The following is a 15,562-nucleotide window of genomic DNA, read 5'->3' on the forward strand; positions in this document are numbered from 1 at the left end:
TCGTATAAAATATAAACTTATAATTTTATGAAGAACAAACTCTGCATGCTGTTACTGGCTACGGGGATCGGATTGTTTTCTTGTACAGAAAAGGAACTTCCGGAAGAATATACCGATAGCGTAAATGTATTTATAGGAACCGGAGGACATGGACATACTTTTCCCGGTGCTACTTTACCTCATGGAATGGTACAGTTAAGTCCGGATACCCGTCTCTTTGGCTGGGATGCTTGTTCGGGCTATTATTATGACGACACTTCTATCATGGGGTTCAGTCATACCCACCTTAGCGGAACCGGTATCGGCGATTATGGCGATATACTTTTTATGCCGATAGTAGGAGAGAAACCATTGATTGCCGGAACGGCAGAAAATCCGGACGAAGGTTATCGTTCCCGTTTCTCGCATGAACGAGAGAGTGCCCGTCCGGGATATTATCAGGTTTTGTTGCAGGATGATTCCATCAATGTGGAACTAACGGCTACTTTGCGTGCCGGACTGCATCGGTATACCTATCCCAAGTCAAGTGATGCCCGCCTGATTCTTGACATGGAACCCACCATTCACGGACATCAGCACCCCGTTACTCAAATTCGTGTGGTGAACGACTCTACTGTAGCCGGAATGAAATATACGAAAGGCTGGGCTAAACATCATTATGTGTATTTCTATGCCGTATTTTCAAAGCCCTTTGACTATAAGTTGTATTCAGGAACCGAATACCAGCCGGATAGTATCTCTGTCACCGTCAATACGGCAAAAGTAGTGATGACTTTCAGAAATCTTGCTGCGGATGGACGTGTGTTGGCTAAAGTCGGCATTTCGAGTGTGGATGAAGAAGGTGCGAAGCGGAATATGGAAGCGGAAGTTCCGGATTGGAATTTTGAAAGAATAGCGCATCAGGCGAATACTGCCTGGAATGAAGCCTTAGGCAAGATTGATATTGAAACTTCGGACAATGACAACTGTACTGTTTTCTATACTTCTTTGTATCATGCATTCATACAGCCGAGTCTGGCATCGGATGTAGACGGTCGTTATCGTACCATGGGGCATGAGATAAAGCAAGATACTTCTTATATCAATTATACGGTGTTCTCACTATGGGATACTTTCCGTGCGGCTCATCCGCTTTACACGATTGTAACGCCGGAACAGAATCAGGCATTTATCCGTTCGTTGCTTCGCAAATATGATGAGTCAGGTATTCTGCCTAAGTGGGAATTGGCTTCCAATGAAACCGGAACGATGATTGGTTATCATGCTGTTTCTGTTATTGCAGACGCCATGATGAAGAAACAATGCGATTTTGATGTAAAGAAAGCATTGGAAGCCTGCATACGTTCTTCGGTATATGACACTACCGGCATTACGCCTATGATGGATCGTCAGATACTGAACGGAAAAGTTATGCCGATTTCAATTAAGTATAAAAACGAATTGGGATATATTCCTTGTGATAAAGTGGGCGGTTCCGTTTCACAAGGTCTGGAGTTTGCTTATAATGACTGGCTGATTGCACAAATGATGAAGGAATATAACCGTAAAGACATGTATGATAAATACATGAATTTATCTAAAGCCTACCGTGCTTATTTTGATCCGGAAACGAAGCTGATGCGTGGTAAGTTGAGTGATGGGAGCTGGATTACTCCTTTTGATCCTTCTTCTGTGCAACGTCCCAGTAATTATGTAGAGGGAAATGCCTGGCAATGGGCATGGTTTGTGCCACAGGACGTAGAAGGACTGATGGAACTGGTAGGCGGCAAAGAGGCATTTGAAGCACATCTGGATACGCTGTTTACCACAAGTTCCGAACTGACCGGTGATCCGAATGCGGCTGCCGATGTGACCGGGATGATCGGGCAATATGCACATGGCAACGAACCGAGCCATCATATTCCTTATCTTTATAATTATGCCGGTGCACCTCGCAAGACGCAAGCTTTGGTAGACCATATTCTTCGTACCCTTTATCATAACGATCCTAACGGACTCTCCGGAAATGAAGATGTAGGGCAAATGTCGGCTTGGTATGCACTCAGTTCTATGGGCTTCTATTCGTTCTGTCCGGGACGTCCGGTCTATGAAATTGGCCGTCCTTTGTTTGATAAGGTAATCATTCATTTGAGTAGCGGAAAAGATTTTGTGATCCGTACTAAGAATAATAGTGTAGAAAATAAGTATATTCGCTCCATGAAACTGAACGGTGAAGAATTGAGGGAACCGAGATTTTCTCATTTCGACCTGATGGAAGGTGGTGAACTTGTATTAGAAATGGAAAAATAGAAATGCTATGAAAAGAAGAATCGCTTTATGTATTGCTGTATCGCTTTGTGCGGGTGTGTATGCGGGCAATAATCCCGGTATATATAAGAAAGGCTGGATTGATTTTAATAAGAACGGGGTGATGGATGTCTATGAAGACCCTTCGGCACCCTTGGAGGCAAGAGTCAAGGATTTGTTGTCGCAGATGACAATGGAGGAAAAGACTTGCCAGATGGCTACGTTGTATGGCTCAGGCCGTGTACTGAAAGACTCCCTGCCCACAGAACAATGGAAAAATGAAATCTGGAAAGACGGTATCGCGAATATAGACGAACAGGCCAATGGCTTGGGGAAATTCGGTTCTTCTTTGTCCTATCCTTATGTGAATAGTGTAGAGAACCGACAGGCTATCCAACGCTGGTTCGTAGAACAAACCCGCCTTGGGATACCTGTTGACTTTACCAATGAAGGTATTCGTGGGCTTTGCCATGACCGGGCTACCATGTTTCCGGCACAGTGCGGACAGGGAGCTACCTGGAATAAAGAACTGATCAGTGAAATAGCCAAGGTGACAGCCGAAGAGGCAAAAGCGCTGGGCTATACCAATATCTATTCCCCTATTCTGGATATTGCACAAGATCCCCGTTGGGGACGCGTAGTGGAGTGTTACGGCGAAGACCCTTTCCTGGTGGGAGAACTTGGAAAGCGGATGATTAAAGGACTTCAGCAAGAAGGGCTGGTTGCCACTCCCAAGCATTTTGCCGTATATAGTATTCCTGTTGGAGGACGTGATGCCGGTACCCGTACCGACCCGCACGTAGCTCCGCGTGAGATGAGGACTCTTTATATAGAACCCTTCCGCAAGGCTTTTTGCGAAGCCGGGGCATTGGGAGTGATGAGTTCTTATAATGATTATGACGGCGAACCGATTACGGGCAGTTATCATTTCCTTACTGAAATACTTCGCCATGAATGGGGCTTCAAAGGTTATGTAGTGTCTGATAGTGAAGCGGTGGAGTTTCTCTATTCCAAGCATAACGTAGCTGCCGATGCTGTAGATGGAGCTGCCCAGGTAGTAAATGCAGGATTGAATGTGCGTACTAACTTTACTTTGCCCGAGAACTTCATTCGTCCGCTTCGGCAGGCTATCAGCGAGGGAAAGGTTTCCATGCAGACGATTGATAGCCGTGTGGCAGATGTGTTGCGGGTGAAGTTTGGGATGGGGCTGTTTGATAATCCTTATAAAGGAGATGCAAAACATCCTGAAAAGGTGGTGCATAGCAAGGAACATCAGGCAGTATCCATGAGGGCTGCATTAGAATCCATCGTTTTATTGAAGAATGAGAATAATATCCTGCCACTCTCCAAAGATTTGAAGAAAGTAGCCGTGATTGGTCCCAATGCGAATGAAGTGCAAAATCTGATTTGCCGCTATGGTCCGGCTAATGCTCCGATAAAGACGGTATATCAGGGGATAAAAGTATATTTGCCTGATACAGAGGTTCGCTATGCAAAAGGAACAGACATTATTGATAAATATTTTCCAGAGAGTGAGCTTTACGAAGTACCATTGGATCAGGAAGAACAGGCTATGATGGATGAGGCTGTAGCCTTGGCAAAGGAATCGGACGTAGCCATCATGGTGCTGGGAGGAAATGAGAAGACGGTGCGTGAGGAATATTCCCGTACCAATCTGGATCTGTGCGGACGCCAGGAGAAACTGTTGCAGGCTGTGTACGCAACGGGCAAACCTGTAATCCTGTTACTGGTAGACGGACGTGCCGCCACCATCAACTGGGCTGAACGTTATATTCCGGGTATTGTACATGCTTGGTTTCCGGGAGAATTTATGGGGGATGCCGTAGCACAGGTTCTTTTCGGTGATTACAATCCGGGTGGTAAATTGGCGGTAACCTTTCCCCGTTCGGTAGGGCAGATACCTTTTGCTTTTCCGTTTAAACCGGGTTCCGATTCGAAGGGTTTTGTACGTGTTACCGGTACGCTTTATCCCTTCGGATATGGTTTGAGTTATACTACTTTTGCTTATAGTGATTTAAAGATAGAGAATCCGGTCATAGGTGTACAAGGTAGTGTGAAGCTAAGTTGTAAAGTGAAGAATACGGGAAAAGTAGCCGGAGATGAAATAGTTCAGCTTTATCTGCATGATGAGATGAGTTCTGTAACTACATATGTAAAAGTACTGCGTGGCTTCGAGCGTATCCATCTGGAACCGGGCGAAGAAAAAGTGATTGATTTCGTACTCACCCCGCAAGAGTTGGGATTATGGAATAAGGATAATCACTTCGTAGTAGAGCCGGGTACGTTTGCTGTAATGGTGGGAAGTTCTTCACAAGATATCAGATTACAAGGAAAGTTTGAAGTGAAATAATTCGTATCTTTGTTGTGCGATATAAACCATAGTCTTTAATCACAATGAAATGGCAACTTTGTAAATAGCTTCGTTTAGTATGATAGGGCAATAGTTAAGTCTGTTGCCCAATTTAATTGTGACCGTTTCCGTCACAAGATATTAAGATACTAAACATACAAAAAGAAGTAATTACAATGAATACGAAAACATTTCCACGTACCAATGATTATCAGACTATCTATCTGAATACCATTATCAACAATCCGAATATTATAGTTGGTGATTATACCATATACAATGATTTTGTAAATGACCCGGTTCAATTTGAGAAGAATAATGTCCTCTATCATTATCCTATCAATCAAGACCGCTTGATTATCGGAAAATTCTGTTCCATTGCCTGTGGGGCAAAGTTTCTTTTTAACAGTGCCAACCATACATTGAAATCCCTGTCCAGCTACACATTTCCCTTGTTCTTTGAAGAATGGGGATTGGATAAGAAAAATGTAGCCTCAGCATGGGATAATAAAGGGGATATCATTATAGGCAATGACGTCTGGATAGGTTATGAAGCCGTAATTATGGCAGGCGTGCATATAGGAGATGGAGCTGTCATCGCAGCCCGGGCAGTGGTAACTAAAGATGTTCCTCCCTACACCATAGTAGGAGGAACACCTGCCAGGAAAATACGGATGCGATTTGAGGAAGAGACAATCGCCGGACTGCAACAGATACAATGGTGGAACTGGCCTGTTGAGAAGATACGTCAGTCTTTACCCTATATCATGAATAGAATGGTTGATAGGCTTACTTAATCCCTCTCTTTGTATCAGAATCATATCTCCATCTTTCACTTTATGCTTCTGAGGTGGTTTGTTTCCTGAAATCGTAATTATACCATCTTCGAACATACGTTTCGCCTGATTGGCAGAGAGTGAGAAGCATCTTCTGATTAATGATGATAATTTGAGATCAAACTCAAACTCGCACTTGATGTAGATTTTGATAACCTCATTGGATAGATTCAGTAAATCTTCCAATGAGGTATCAGGAATGACTTCATATTCTACGCTACCATAATCCAGTCTCAGATTATTCTTTCTCTCCATTTCAGTAGAAAATGCATACTTCCAAGCCGTATCTTTATCATTCATTGAAAAACTCAGGAATAATGTCTTGTCAATCAAATCCGGTTTACTGCGTGATAACAAAGTGAGGTTACAGGTGTTGTCACACTTCACGCATCTGTAAATCAACCATACATCTATGTTCTTCTTTTGAGCGTTCATCCTGAACTTGTCGCTACAATAAAATCGGTCACTATCGCAGTGGCTGCACTTCTTAATTAATAAAGGGGTATTCTTCACCTTTACTTCCCATGTAATTGTTGTCTCCATAAATAAGCTATTATCTTTCTTTGCGGGTTAAGTAATTTTCCGGCAAAGTTGGATATTAGCCATTTGCATAATTCACAAGATGTCACAAGACGCTGTGAAATATTCTTTGTTTACCTGTCAAGTTCGTCCATCATTCGGGTTATTTTCTCTTTCAGTTTATCCAGAAATTGTGTCCTGCTCTTCTTCCTGTTCCTGATTTCAAGAAATATCCGGTAGAAATCACCAATCTCAATATCAAAGAGAGTTTCGCAACAGAAAGCGATGTCTTTCAGGCTCGTATTACCATTGTTAAAGCACTTCCCGGCATATAGTGCATAAATGAATTCTACCAATGAAACCTTACTTTCAGTCCATTGCAATAGTTTGCTTTCTATGATGGAGGTAAACTTAAGATGTAGTTTTTCCGATAATGCATCAATCTCTGTGGAGAGATAATGAGTGAGTTGCTTATTTGCTAAGATCTCTGCTACGCTGGAATCATGCAAAGTGGAAAAGGAAGTATCTCTATCCAACGAGTGGCAGTGGACATCAGCAAGGATATCATAATGCTTTCTCATGAAATACAGATGATCAGAGTCAGTTTTACCGGCTTGATAATAGTTATAGAAATTCTTGTCCGAAGAGACGTTCTTCAGACTTTCGTATTCCTCCTTCAGATACTTATATTGAGCTGACGGTGATTTCCCAATCCGATTCTTTTCAATCTGATACAGGCGGATATAAAATATCAGTAGACCGGATATCTGTGGTTTCCGGACTTTAAAGAAAAGAACCTCTTCCTCGGGATTAATGAACTGATAGTCCTCAATGGTTGCTTTTAGCCGGGCGAGTGAAGTCTGTATGAAGCCGACTATTTGTTTTATCTTATCAAGGATATCAATATCTTGTTGCTCAATTCTTTGGATTTCTACTTCTATGTCTTGCTTAATGTTCTTTACGAAATTCTCCATTCGCATTCAGCGCATCCATAACTTTCAGACGGTTGTTGCGAAACCTGCTAAAAGTCTGAATAGCAAATTACAATTGCCTTGCGGAGACAATGTAGTTAATACTAAAAATGATAAAATGAAAAACCTGTCTGAATATGAATTATTCAAACGAAAGAAATTAGCCTGTGGTTTATGAGGCTAATATTAAGCGATAACAAATTTAAGAATTGTGCCCAAAATATTTGCTTTTAGAATTCGGGGCAAATATAGTTCTTTTTTTTATATATCCTCTGAATCTACAGTCAAAATGTAGATTCAGAGGGATATTCTAACAGATAGCTTGTCTTGTCTATTTTTTTTGGTGCTTCAGCGGTAATCGTGGGAACAACTTCCTGAACCGTACCAAATGTGTCGTAATATTGCTTCCGGCTATAATAAACGTCACAGCCAGGATAATCAATACAATTCCGCAACACAATCTCGGTGTCAGACTTTCCCCGAAGATCGTTACTCCGAAGAATACGGCCGTTACAGGTTCCAAAGCTCCAAGGATAGCTGTAGGAGTGGAACCTATATATTGCACGGCCTGTGTCGTACAGAGGAAGGATATGGCTGTAGGGAAGATTGCCAATGCAATCAGGTTCCCCCATAAATACCATTTGTCGACAACATGCAGGCTTTGCCCGAAATCTACACGGACTAAAAAAAGCGACAGGCCGAAAAGCAATACATAAAAAGTAACTTTAAGTGTTGCCACGTCTTTTAATATCGGCCGGTTTACCCCCACAATATAGATAGCGTAGGAGAGGGCCGATGCCATGACTAACCCAACGCCAACCAAACTCAGCGTTGTACCGTCTCCTCCTTTATATAGTAACCCAATACCACTTAAAGCCAGAAAGATACATAAGACTGTTTGTAATGTGACTTTCTCCTTGAAGGCGACAGCCATAATCAGTGCTACCAAAATCGGATAGACAAACAGTATCGTTGAGGCAATACCGGCTTCCATATAGTTGTAGCTTTGAAACAGGGTAAGAGAAGATATGGCGACCAACCATCCCAGTATGACTAACGGCAATATTTCTTTCCGTTTCAGACTGAAACTTCTGCCTCTCGCTTTGAGCATAATCCCCAAGATGGGAATGGCAAACAGGTATCTGAAGAAAAGAACGGAATCCGGATTCATACCTTCCTTATATAGCGGAAGGGTAAAGAGGGGATTCATACCATAAGTGGCGGCAGCAACAGCTCCCAATATATATCCTTTGACCTTCGTATTCATAAACACTAAATTATTTCTTAGTTCTGGTTTTCTTTTTTAGGGGGAGCAAAGGTAAATCTTTTCTTTATATATTATTATCACAGACCTCTTAATTTTTGCTCTTTCTTTCCTTGCCTGACTTTATATCTGAGAAGTGCCGTGATCTATCAGAATATATATTGAACCCCGAATTGGTATCCTACATATATTTGTTGTAATCTTGTGGAGCCCGTCTTCTTCCATAATGAATGATTAGGGAATATTTTGTGGTTATTGATATCCTTTGTTTCCATATAATTAATACCTACTCCCGCAAATAACTCAATGTGTTTTCCGATTCTGAAAGCTGGAATCAACGAATAGCCTCCATTCAATACCGGCTCGTCCGAATCATTGCCAATAGTTGAGAATTTAAGCTCATTATTGATTCTGAACCAGGAAGTAACCGGAATATGTGCACCGAAACCGCCTTCGGCTACCAGTGAGTTATTGATTGTTTTGTGATTATACCCGACACCTATGATGCCATAAGTATATTTACCACCCGAGCGGAATGATGCCACCGTGCTTCCTATGGCATCATAAGTAACGGCAACTCCCATTTCACCATTCTTAATGATATTGATCAGTCCGATAGGGCAGTCACTATTCTCAGCTATATTCACCAACCCTGAGAACTGAACCCCTCTTACGTTCTTTGCAATATTGACTAATCCTGCTATTTGAACACCGGTCACATCTTTGGCAATATTAGTCAGCCCGGCAAACTGGAAGCCTTTCATCTCCGAAGCGGTATTTGCCAACCCTCCCAGTTGGAAACCACTAAAGCTGTTCTTATTTATATTGATTAATCCTGCAACCTGCAATCCTTGTCCGTCATTCCCTACATAATTTGACAGTCCTGCCCATTGAAGGCCTTTTGCATCATTGAGAATGATGTTCGAGAGTCCTCCCCAAGTGAGCAATTCCTCGTTTTTGGAAACACCTATCAATAAATTGAGGGAGACTTGATTGGTATACTCCGATGCATACATTCCGTTGGTGCTCAGAGGTGGCACAAAGCTTAACTGAAAGGCCGACTTCTTGTTCTCGTCTGTTTGGGCGGATAATGTACTATAAGCTAGTGCGCATAGTATGAATACTAAAATTTTCTTCATCCTTTTGTTTTTCTTCGTTATTAATCTTTTTATTTTCACTCTTTTAATTCCGGCAACGAAGATAAGCTGAATTAGTTTGCCATCGGGAGTTTGTAGACCAACCTCCCTGTTTTTGATGACGAAATAGAGTGAATTAGAGACTAACTATTTTTCTGCTATTGTTTATTTCTGTAGGGATTTGAATGAAATGATATACTGAGTATCTGTCATTCTGAGCGTAGTCGAAGAATCTCTTCCCCTACTGTATAGCGCAGCCTTATGCCAAGAGAGTAGATCCTTCGACTACGCTCAGGATGACGGATAGTACTGCTAATCACTAAACGCTAATCACTTTTACTCCTTTTTGCACAGTTTTACTCTAACTCCGTTGCGTGAATATTGATTATCTTTAGTGCATTCGAAACATCAGCCGGAGTGATTCCCCGACATTCTATCCTTAATACTTTTTCCCAATCTTCAAAGTCTACATTCCATTTATGAATCTGGGGATATTGTGTAAACAGTATCCCTATTCTTGTTATGTCTTGCTCCTTAGCGATGGAGGTTCGGAAAATTAAAATACTATCTTGCATGGCGGTAATTTATGTTTTTTCTATTACTTAGTTTAATTTAGTCTGCTTAGTCTGTCTGAAAATGCCCGGTTACGGAGGTAAAGGTAAAGCAAAATATCCTTCTATAAAGAGTTATTAGACGAACTTCATACTGCTTATGACGAAATGAGTCCTGGCTGCGACGAACTTTTTAAAAATAGGGAGTGGGAATGTCGAAACTTACCACTCCCTGCTTTCTTTACAAAGGCTTTATCGGTATGCAGATATCCACAATGTGCTTATTCTCAGGATGTGTCCGGTGACTATTGTGATATAGCTCGTACGTACATCCGTCAGCTTGTTGATACCCGCTTTCGGTAAACCACTTGCACATAGTGTTCCATGATTTCTGGAACTCATCGGTTCCAATCTCAAAGTGTCCCACCACATACTTACCACCGGGAATGACCATTTTTCCGATTTCACCCTCCACTTTCACGTCTTCGTTCATAATGATACAGGCACTTTGTCTGATCTTGTCCAACTCCGTGACAGATGGATCATCATGAGTCACCGTAGCCGTTTTGGTTACATTCTGGGTGTACAGTCCTCTTGGTTCAGCCCATTTAATTACTTTCTCATAAGCCTGAACAACCAGGTGGAACGGGCCGATGTGCCGACAATAAATCGCTTGCATTTCCGGCATTTCTTTGATTTCGATGTTTGCTTTCATAAAATAAATGTTATTTAGTTCTACTTCGCAAAGGTCGGAATCATAATCCGTCTTGCTTGTCAAATTCTTGCGGAGCATTTGCCCATTCTTGCTAAACAGCATCCCATGATGTGCATAGATAGGCTTTTCCTCTTTACCGAATTGCGTGGGAGTGATGCCGAAATACTTCTTGAAAGTCCTGCTGAATAAGGATATGCTTCCGAAACCACAGCTATATGCGATTTCCGTGACAGGCAATGACGGTTCGTTCTGTAATTTCCATGCCGCTTTTTCCACCCGGAGGCGTTGTATATAGTCGATGGGAGTTTCTCCTATCAGGAATGTGAATATCCTGTGGAAATGAAAAGGTGAGAAGTTGGCTATTTCGGCAATGCCCTTTAGTTCGAGTGGCTGGCTGAGGTGCATATCTATGTAATCCATCACCCGGTTAATTCTGGAACGATACTCTATTTTACTCTTTTCTTGTATATTCATGCCATATGATTTGAATAGCAAAAGTAGCACCAAATAATCAGATACGATTGTCCATTCTTGCTAATATCCCGCTTGCTTCTGAAACTAATGCCTATCTTTGCGACGTTAATCATTCGTTCAATATGAAACTATAAAGATTATGGATTATTGGTATTTCTTGCTAAAGGATTTGAAACCATTGAGTTCAGTGCTTTTATTGATGTTATGGGTTGGGCGAAGACCGACTTTGACTGTGATATAGAAACCGTTATCTGTGGTTTGAACAGTAAAGTTGTGGGTTCTTTCAATTTGCCCTCAAACATCGTATGGCGTGGCCCTTCTGCTGCTGGAAAAGCTGACCTCTTTCCGCGAGATGACTTTAGTGAAAGAAGCCATGGGATTCTGAGAATAATGTTCGCTAAAGACTTTCTCGCCTCCTCCTGCCATAAAAGGAAAGCCGGAGAAATAGCCAGAACATAGTGTGCCGCGTATTGGACGTTAATAATAAACTTCCTTTATCCCTGTCAAAAACTTGCTTTACATTAAAGTAAAAGTTACCTTTGTCGTAGAGAAAACTATAACCGAAACTTCTGATTGTAAAACTGTACCTTCTGATTGTATAACCGAAAGTTCTGATTATAAAACCGTAACTTCTGATTAAAGTTTGCTGTATGAGTTAAGCAACTTTTCTCCCAATGTAAAGCAAGTTTTCTTTTAATGGCGAACAACTTTTTTATTAATGTCTGATAAACAAAGGATATGGCATACTATGTAATGGAAGAAATGCCCGACATTCACAAGACGGGCGAGCGTGTTCTCTATCCACGCTTTGCAATGATAGACCAGGTTTCCACAGAACAACTGGCACGCAACGTGTCGGAAAGCAGTGGCTTCAATGTGGGTGATATAATAGGAATCGTGAAGCAACTTGCTATCGAAATGTCGCATCAGATGGCAGAGGGACGTTCCGTTAAACTGGATGACATCGGAACTTTCACTCCGGCTTTGATGCTGCGCACAGGCAAGGAACGGGAAGAAGCGGGTGAAAAAGCGAAGCATCGCAATGCACAGAGCATCGTGGTGGGCAAAGTCAATTTCCGTGTAGACATGAATCTGGTATATCGCATTAACGGTCGCTGTCTGTTGGAGCGGGCACCTTGGAAAGCCCGTCGTTCTTCGCAAAAGTATGCTCCGGAGCAGCGCTTGGCACTGGCGGTGAAGTATCTGGAGTCACATTCTTTTCTTACTGTCAGCGAATATCAGCAATTAACCGGGTTGTTGCGCACCACTGCTACGAATGAACTGAAAGAATGGGCGGCCCTCCCGGATTCCGGCATTGACACTGCCGGACGTGGTGCACACAGGGTTTATGTGAAGAAGGGGTGAAAAGAAAGGATGCATGAAATTTGCTGTAAATCAAAATATTATTTATCTTTGCGCCATGACAAAGACATTCAAATCGGATTTGGTTTAATAAACAATCTGTGTTTCTGATACAGATTGTCCCTTCGTTTACTCTCGGATAACTCCTTTCGAGAGTAGTTTTCTATTATTATAATTCAAGTTTAATCTGCGTACAATGATGAAGGCATTGTTATGCTTTCCTTGTATGCAAAATACATTAAGAAAATGAGTAACGAAAATAAAACAATTCACGATTTCGAACTTCAATTAATCTGTGACTTCTTCTCCAATATGGAACGCCAAGGACCCGGAAGTCCTGATGTAACACTGAAAGCACTGAGCTTTATAGATAACCTCACCGACAAATCCCTTATCGCCGACATCGGCTGTGGAACAGGAGGACAGACAATGGTATTGGCCGGACATATTTCCGGGCGGATCACCGGACTCGACCTTTTCCCTGACTTTATTGATATCCTCAATCGTAATGCAAAGCAATCAGGCTTGCAGGACAGGGTGAAAGGCATTGTCGGTTCTATGGATAACCTTCCTTTTCAGAATGAGGAATTAGACCTGATCTGGTCGGAAGGTGCTATTTATAATATTGGTTTTGAACGGGGATTAAATGAGTGGCGTAAGTATTTGAAGCCGGGAGGATATATTGCCGTTTCTGAAAGTTCGTGGTTTACTGACGAACGTCCTGCGGAAATCAATGACTTCTGGGTGAATGCGTATCCTGAAATAGATACGATTCCCAATCAAGTGGCCAAGATACACAAAGCTGGTTATCTTCCCGTCGCTACATTTATTTTGCCGGAGAATTGCTGGACAGAGCATTACTTTGCTGCAAAGATTGAAGCTCAGAAAATCTTCCTTCATAAATATGCGGGAAATAAGATTGCTGAAGAATTCAGTTCGCTTCAGTTTGATGAAGAAGAACTGTACAGCAAGTATAAAGCCTTCTACGGCTATACATTTTTCATCGCAAAAAAGATAGAACAATGATTTATTTGAATAATTACGGTTGGAATGACAAGTTACACCAACTAAAACAAGAGTCTACATACAATTCCCTCACACATGGACGTATATCCATCGTACACCGTACATGCTACGAGGTTGTTTCAGAAAACGGTCTGTTTCAGTGTGAACTGACGGGGAATATGATGTATGGAAAATCAGACTTTGAACTCCCTTGTACCGGTGACTGGGTACTTTTTCAACCTTTCGACGAACATAAAGGGATTATAGTGGATATGCTGCCTCGTGAACGGACGCTATATCGCAAGAAAAACGGAACGGTTGCTGATAAACAGGCCATTGCCTCGTATGTTGACAAGGCATTTATCGTGCAAAGTCTTGATGATAATTTCAATGTTCGCAGAGCCGAGCGTTTCATGATTCAGATGCAGGAAGAGAATATCAGTCCTGTATTGGTGTTTAACAAGGCTGATTTGGGGTTTGATAGGCAGAAAGTCGAAAAACAGATCAGGCACATTGCCCGTCAGATACCGGTGTTTTTTACAAGTATCCATCAACCTCAGACGATTCTCCAATTGCGGGAGTCTATATCGGCAGGCGAAACGGTTGTGTTTGTCGGTTCTTCGGGGGTAGGGAAAAGTTCTCTGGTGAATGCGCTTTGTGGGGAATCGGTATTGTTAACGTCTGATATCAGCCTGTCCACGGGAAAAGGAAGACATACTTCCACTCGTCGGGAGATGGTACTGATGGATGGTTCAGGGGTATTAATCGATACTCCGGGTGTCCGGGAATTTGGCTTGGCCATTGACGATCCTGATTCTCTTGCAGAGGTGTTGGAGATTTCCGATTATGCCGCATCGTGCCGCTTCAAGGATTGCAAGCACATCAGCGAACCTGGATGTGCCGTTTTAGAGGCGGTAAGTAGTGGTATATTGGACCGTAAGGTTTATGAGAGTTATCAGAAACTTCGACGGGAAGCGTGGCATTTCTCCACTTCCGAACATGAAAAGCGTAAAAGGGATAAATCCTTTTCAAAACTCGTGGAGGAGGTGAAGAAACTTAAATCGGATCGCTAATCTCTATTTAGGCAGTGCAGTATTCTTTTAGTGGAATAGCTGCACTGTTTTATATGTCCAATTATGATTTGAATTATCTGTAAATATCAATCGAGTGTCTGAATACCCCCTCCGTTTACAAACAGCGTTTGTCCGCTAACCCATTGCGAGACGGGTGCGGCAAAATAGAGTACTGCTCCGGTAATGTCACTTACCTCACCCAGACGTTTTATGGGAGTATGTTCCAGCATCTTTGCTTCTATTTCAGGAGTCAGCACTGTAGATAAGGCGTGGGTTCTGGTAGCTCCGGGACCTACGTTGTTGATACGTACTCCCATCGGACCGAAGTCGAATGCAAGATTACCTGCCATGTGGTTCAGGGCTGCTTTGGAAGAGGCATAAGCACTCATATTCGGACTTTTATTAATACTGCCCATCGATGTGATGTTGATGATGCTTCCATAGCCCGATTCAGCCATGTGAGGTACAACAAGCTGGCATAAACGCCATGCACTGAATAAATTGAGGTTGAATATCCTCTTGAAGTAAGCAATATCTATCTGGAAGGGATTCTCCCGTCCGCCACCTCCTCCACCGGCATTGTTGACCAGGATGTTGACCGTTCCATACTCTGCGACAGCTTTATCAACCAGGTTTACTAAGTCTGCGTCATTAAGCACATTGCAGGCTACAGCAATCGCTTTACCTCCATTCGTAACGATTTCATTTGCAACAGCCTGGGCTTTTTCAAGTACCAGATCACTTACCACTATGGAAGCTCCGAAGTGCGCGAGTGTTTCGCAACTTCCTTTTCCAATGCCATCTCCACCACCGGTCACTATGGCTACTTTTCCGCTTAGATCAAAAAGAGAATCTATATTCATTGTTATGCTTTTATATTTGTACAAGAACATGAGAGCATGAAAACAGTTCGACTGGGAATATTTGATTTATGAATAATAAACACGGAAATGATTTATTTCCGTTTCTTGGAAAAGCCGCACGCATTACCTTTGGGTC

General features: G+C 42.3%; 13 protein-coding genes and 1 pseudogene. 7 read left to right on the forward strand and 7 right to left on the reverse strand.

All coding sequences use genetic code 11. The features are described 5' to 3' along the window. Positions 1–27 precede the first annotated feature (27 nt). The 3 genes from QZ135_RS02515 to QZ135_RS02525 all read left to right on the forward strand — a co-directional run bounded on the left by QZ135_RS02515 (position 28) and on the right by QZ135_RS02525 (position 5,454). Entirely contained in the window at positions 28–2,289 is a 2,262-nt protein-coding gene (locus tag QZ135_RS02515) for a GH92 family glycosyl hydrolase (protein ID WP_294605657.1), read from the forward strand. 7 nt (positions 2,290–2,296) lie between these two features. Then, on the forward strand, positions 2,297–4,657 hold the full coding sequence (locus QZ135_RS02520) for a glycoside hydrolase family 3 N-terminal domain-containing protein (RefSeq protein ID WP_294605659.1): 2,361 nt from the start codon (positions 2,297–2,299) through the stop codon (positions 4,655–4,657). Between the two features lie 176 nt (positions 4,658–4,833). Next, a complete protein-coding gene (locus QZ135_RS02525; protein WP_294605660.1) occupies positions 4,834–5,454 on the forward strand; it encodes a CatB-related O-acetyltransferase in 621 nt (206 codons plus the stop codon). Here the strand turns inward: QZ135_RS02525 and QZ135_RS02530 are convergent. The 6 genes from QZ135_RS02530 to QZ135_RS02555 form a co-directional block, all read right to left on the reverse strand. Then, a complete protein-coding gene (locus QZ135_RS02530) occupies positions 5,413–6,036 on the reverse strand; it encodes a DUF1062 domain-containing protein (RefSeq protein WP_294605661.1) in 624 nt (207 codons plus the stop codon). The two genes, QZ135_RS02525 and QZ135_RS02530, sit on opposite strands and share 42 nt — an antisense overlap. Positions 6,037–6,146: 110 nt before the next feature. After that, positions 6,147–6,986 carry an RteC domain-containing protein gene (locus QZ135_RS02535; protein WP_291551380.1) on the reverse strand — a complete coding sequence of 280 codons (840 nt, stop codon included), beginning with the start codon at positions 6,984–6,986 and terminating at the stop codon, positions 6,147–6,149. 328 nt (positions 6,987–7,314) lie between these two features. Further along, positions 7,315–8,250, reverse strand: coding sequence for a DMT family transporter (locus tag QZ135_RS02540; protein WP_294605663.1), 936 nt, complete (start codon positions 8,248–8,250; stop codon positions 7,315–7,317). Positions 8,251–8,396: 146 nt separating this feature from the next. Then, positions 8,397–9,386, reverse strand: a complete 990-nt coding sequence (locus QZ135_RS02545) for a hypothetical protein (RefSeq protein ID WP_294605664.1) — start codon at positions 9,384–9,386, stop codon at positions 8,397–8,399. Between the two features lie 353 nt (positions 9,387–9,739). Further along, the gene (locus QZ135_RS02550) at positions 9,740–9,958 is read right to left on the reverse strand and encodes a hypothetical protein (protein WP_294605666.1); all 219 of its coding nucleotides are present in this window, start codon (positions 9,956–9,958) and stop codon (positions 9,740–9,742) included. Positions 9,959–10,175: 217 nt separating this feature from the next. Further along, positions 10,176–11,123: an AraC family transcriptional regulator gene (locus tag QZ135_RS02555; protein WP_294605668.1), complete on the reverse strand. Its 948-nt coding sequence runs from the start codon at positions 11,121–11,123 to the stop codon at positions 10,176–10,178. A 147-nt stretch (positions 11,124–11,270) separates the two neighbouring features. On the opposite strand from QZ135_RS02555, the pseudogene QZ135_RS02560 reads away from it, so the two are divergent. From QZ135_RS02560 to rsgA, 4 genes and pseudogenes are all read left to right on the forward strand, one after another. Next, positions 11,271–11,508 (forward strand): annotated as a pseudogene (locus tag QZ135_RS02560) (hypothetical protein). Between the two features lie 353 nt (positions 11,509–11,861). Next, on the forward strand, positions 11,862–12,488 hold the full coding sequence (locus tag QZ135_RS02565) for an HU family DNA-binding protein (protein WP_044266018.1): 627 nt from the start codon (positions 11,862–11,864) through the stop codon (positions 12,486–12,488). 210 nt (positions 12,489–12,698) lie between these two features. Further along, complete coding sequence (locus QZ135_RS02570; protein ID WP_294605675.1) at positions 12,699–13,511, forward strand: class I SAM-dependent methyltransferase; 813 nt, start codon at positions 12,699–12,701, stop codon at positions 13,509–13,511. Then, positions 13,508–14,563: a ribosome small subunit-dependent GTPase A gene (rsgA, locus tag QZ135_RS02575; RefSeq protein WP_291551393.1), complete on the forward strand. Its 1,056-nt coding sequence runs from the start codon at positions 13,508–13,510 to the stop codon at positions 14,561–14,563. Before QZ135_RS02570 ends, rsgA begins: the two co-directional genes overlap by 4 nt. Positions 14,564–14,649: 86 nt before the next feature. Here rsgA and QZ135_RS02580 read toward each other — a convergent pair whose 3' ends face one another. After that, entirely contained in the window at positions 14,650–15,426 is a 777-nt protein-coding gene (locus tag QZ135_RS02580) for a glucose 1-dehydrogenase (RefSeq protein WP_115501989.1), read from the reverse strand. Between the last annotated feature and the right edge of the window lie 136 nt (positions 15,427–15,562).

It is taken from the genome of uncultured Bacteroides sp. (genome assembly GCF_905207245.1).
In the GTDB taxonomy this organism is placed as follows: domain Bacteria; phylum Bacteroidota; class Bacteroidia; order Bacteroidales; family Bacteroidaceae; genus Bacteroides.

What these genes read in the sequence shown, in the direction of transcription:
- QZ135_RS02515 (WP_294605657.1), top strand. Translation starts at nt 28, where the DNA reads ATGAAGAACAAACTCTGCATGCTGTTACTGGCTACGGGGATCGGATTG.
- QZ135_RS02520 (WP_294605659.1), top strand. Translation starts at nt 2,297, where the DNA reads ATGAAAAGAAGAATCGCTTTATGTATTGCTGTATCGCTTTGTGCGGGT.
- QZ135_RS02525 (WP_294605660.1), top strand. Translation starts at nt 4,834, where the DNA reads ATGAATACGAAAACATTTCCACGTACCAATGATTATCAGACTATCTAT.
- QZ135_RS02530 (WP_294605661.1), bottom strand. Translation starts at nt 6,036, where the DNA reads ATGGAGACAACAATTACATGGGAAGTAAAGGTGAAGAATACCCCTTTA.
- QZ135_RS02535 (WP_291551380.1), bottom strand. Translation starts at nt 6,986, where the DNA reads ATGGAGAATTTCGTAAAGAACATTAAGCAAGACATAGAAGTAGAAATC.
- QZ135_RS02540 (WP_294605663.1), bottom strand. Translation starts at nt 8,250, where the DNA reads ATGAATACGAAGGTCAAAGGATATATATTGGGAGCTGTTGCTGCCGCC.
- QZ135_RS02545 (WP_294605664.1), bottom strand. Translation starts at nt 9,386, where the DNA reads ATGAAGAAAATTTTAGTATTCATACTATGCGCACTAGCTTATAGTACA.
- QZ135_RS02550 (WP_294605666.1), bottom strand. Translation starts at nt 9,958, where the DNA reads ATGCAAGATAGTATTTTAATTTTCCGAACCTCCATCGCTAAGGAGCAA.
- QZ135_RS02555 (WP_294605668.1), bottom strand. Translation starts at nt 11,123, where the DNA reads ATGAATATACAAGAAAAGAGTAAAATAGAGTATCGTTCCAGAATTAAC.
- QZ135_RS02565 (WP_044266018.1), top strand. Translation starts at nt 11,862, where the DNA reads ATGGCATACTATGTAATGGAAGAAATGCCCGACATTCACAAGACGGGC.
- QZ135_RS02570 (WP_294605675.1), top strand. Translation starts at nt 12,699, where the DNA reads ATGCTTTCCTTGTATGCAAAATACATTAAGAAAATGAGTAACGAAAAT.
- rsgA (WP_291551393.1), top strand. Translation starts at nt 13,508, where the DNA reads ATGATTTATTTGAATAATTACGGTTGGAATGACAAGTTACACCAACTA.
- QZ135_RS02580 (WP_115501989.1), bottom strand. Translation starts at nt 15,426, where the DNA reads ATGAATATAGATTCTCTTTTTGATCTAAGCGGAAAAGTAGCCATAGTG.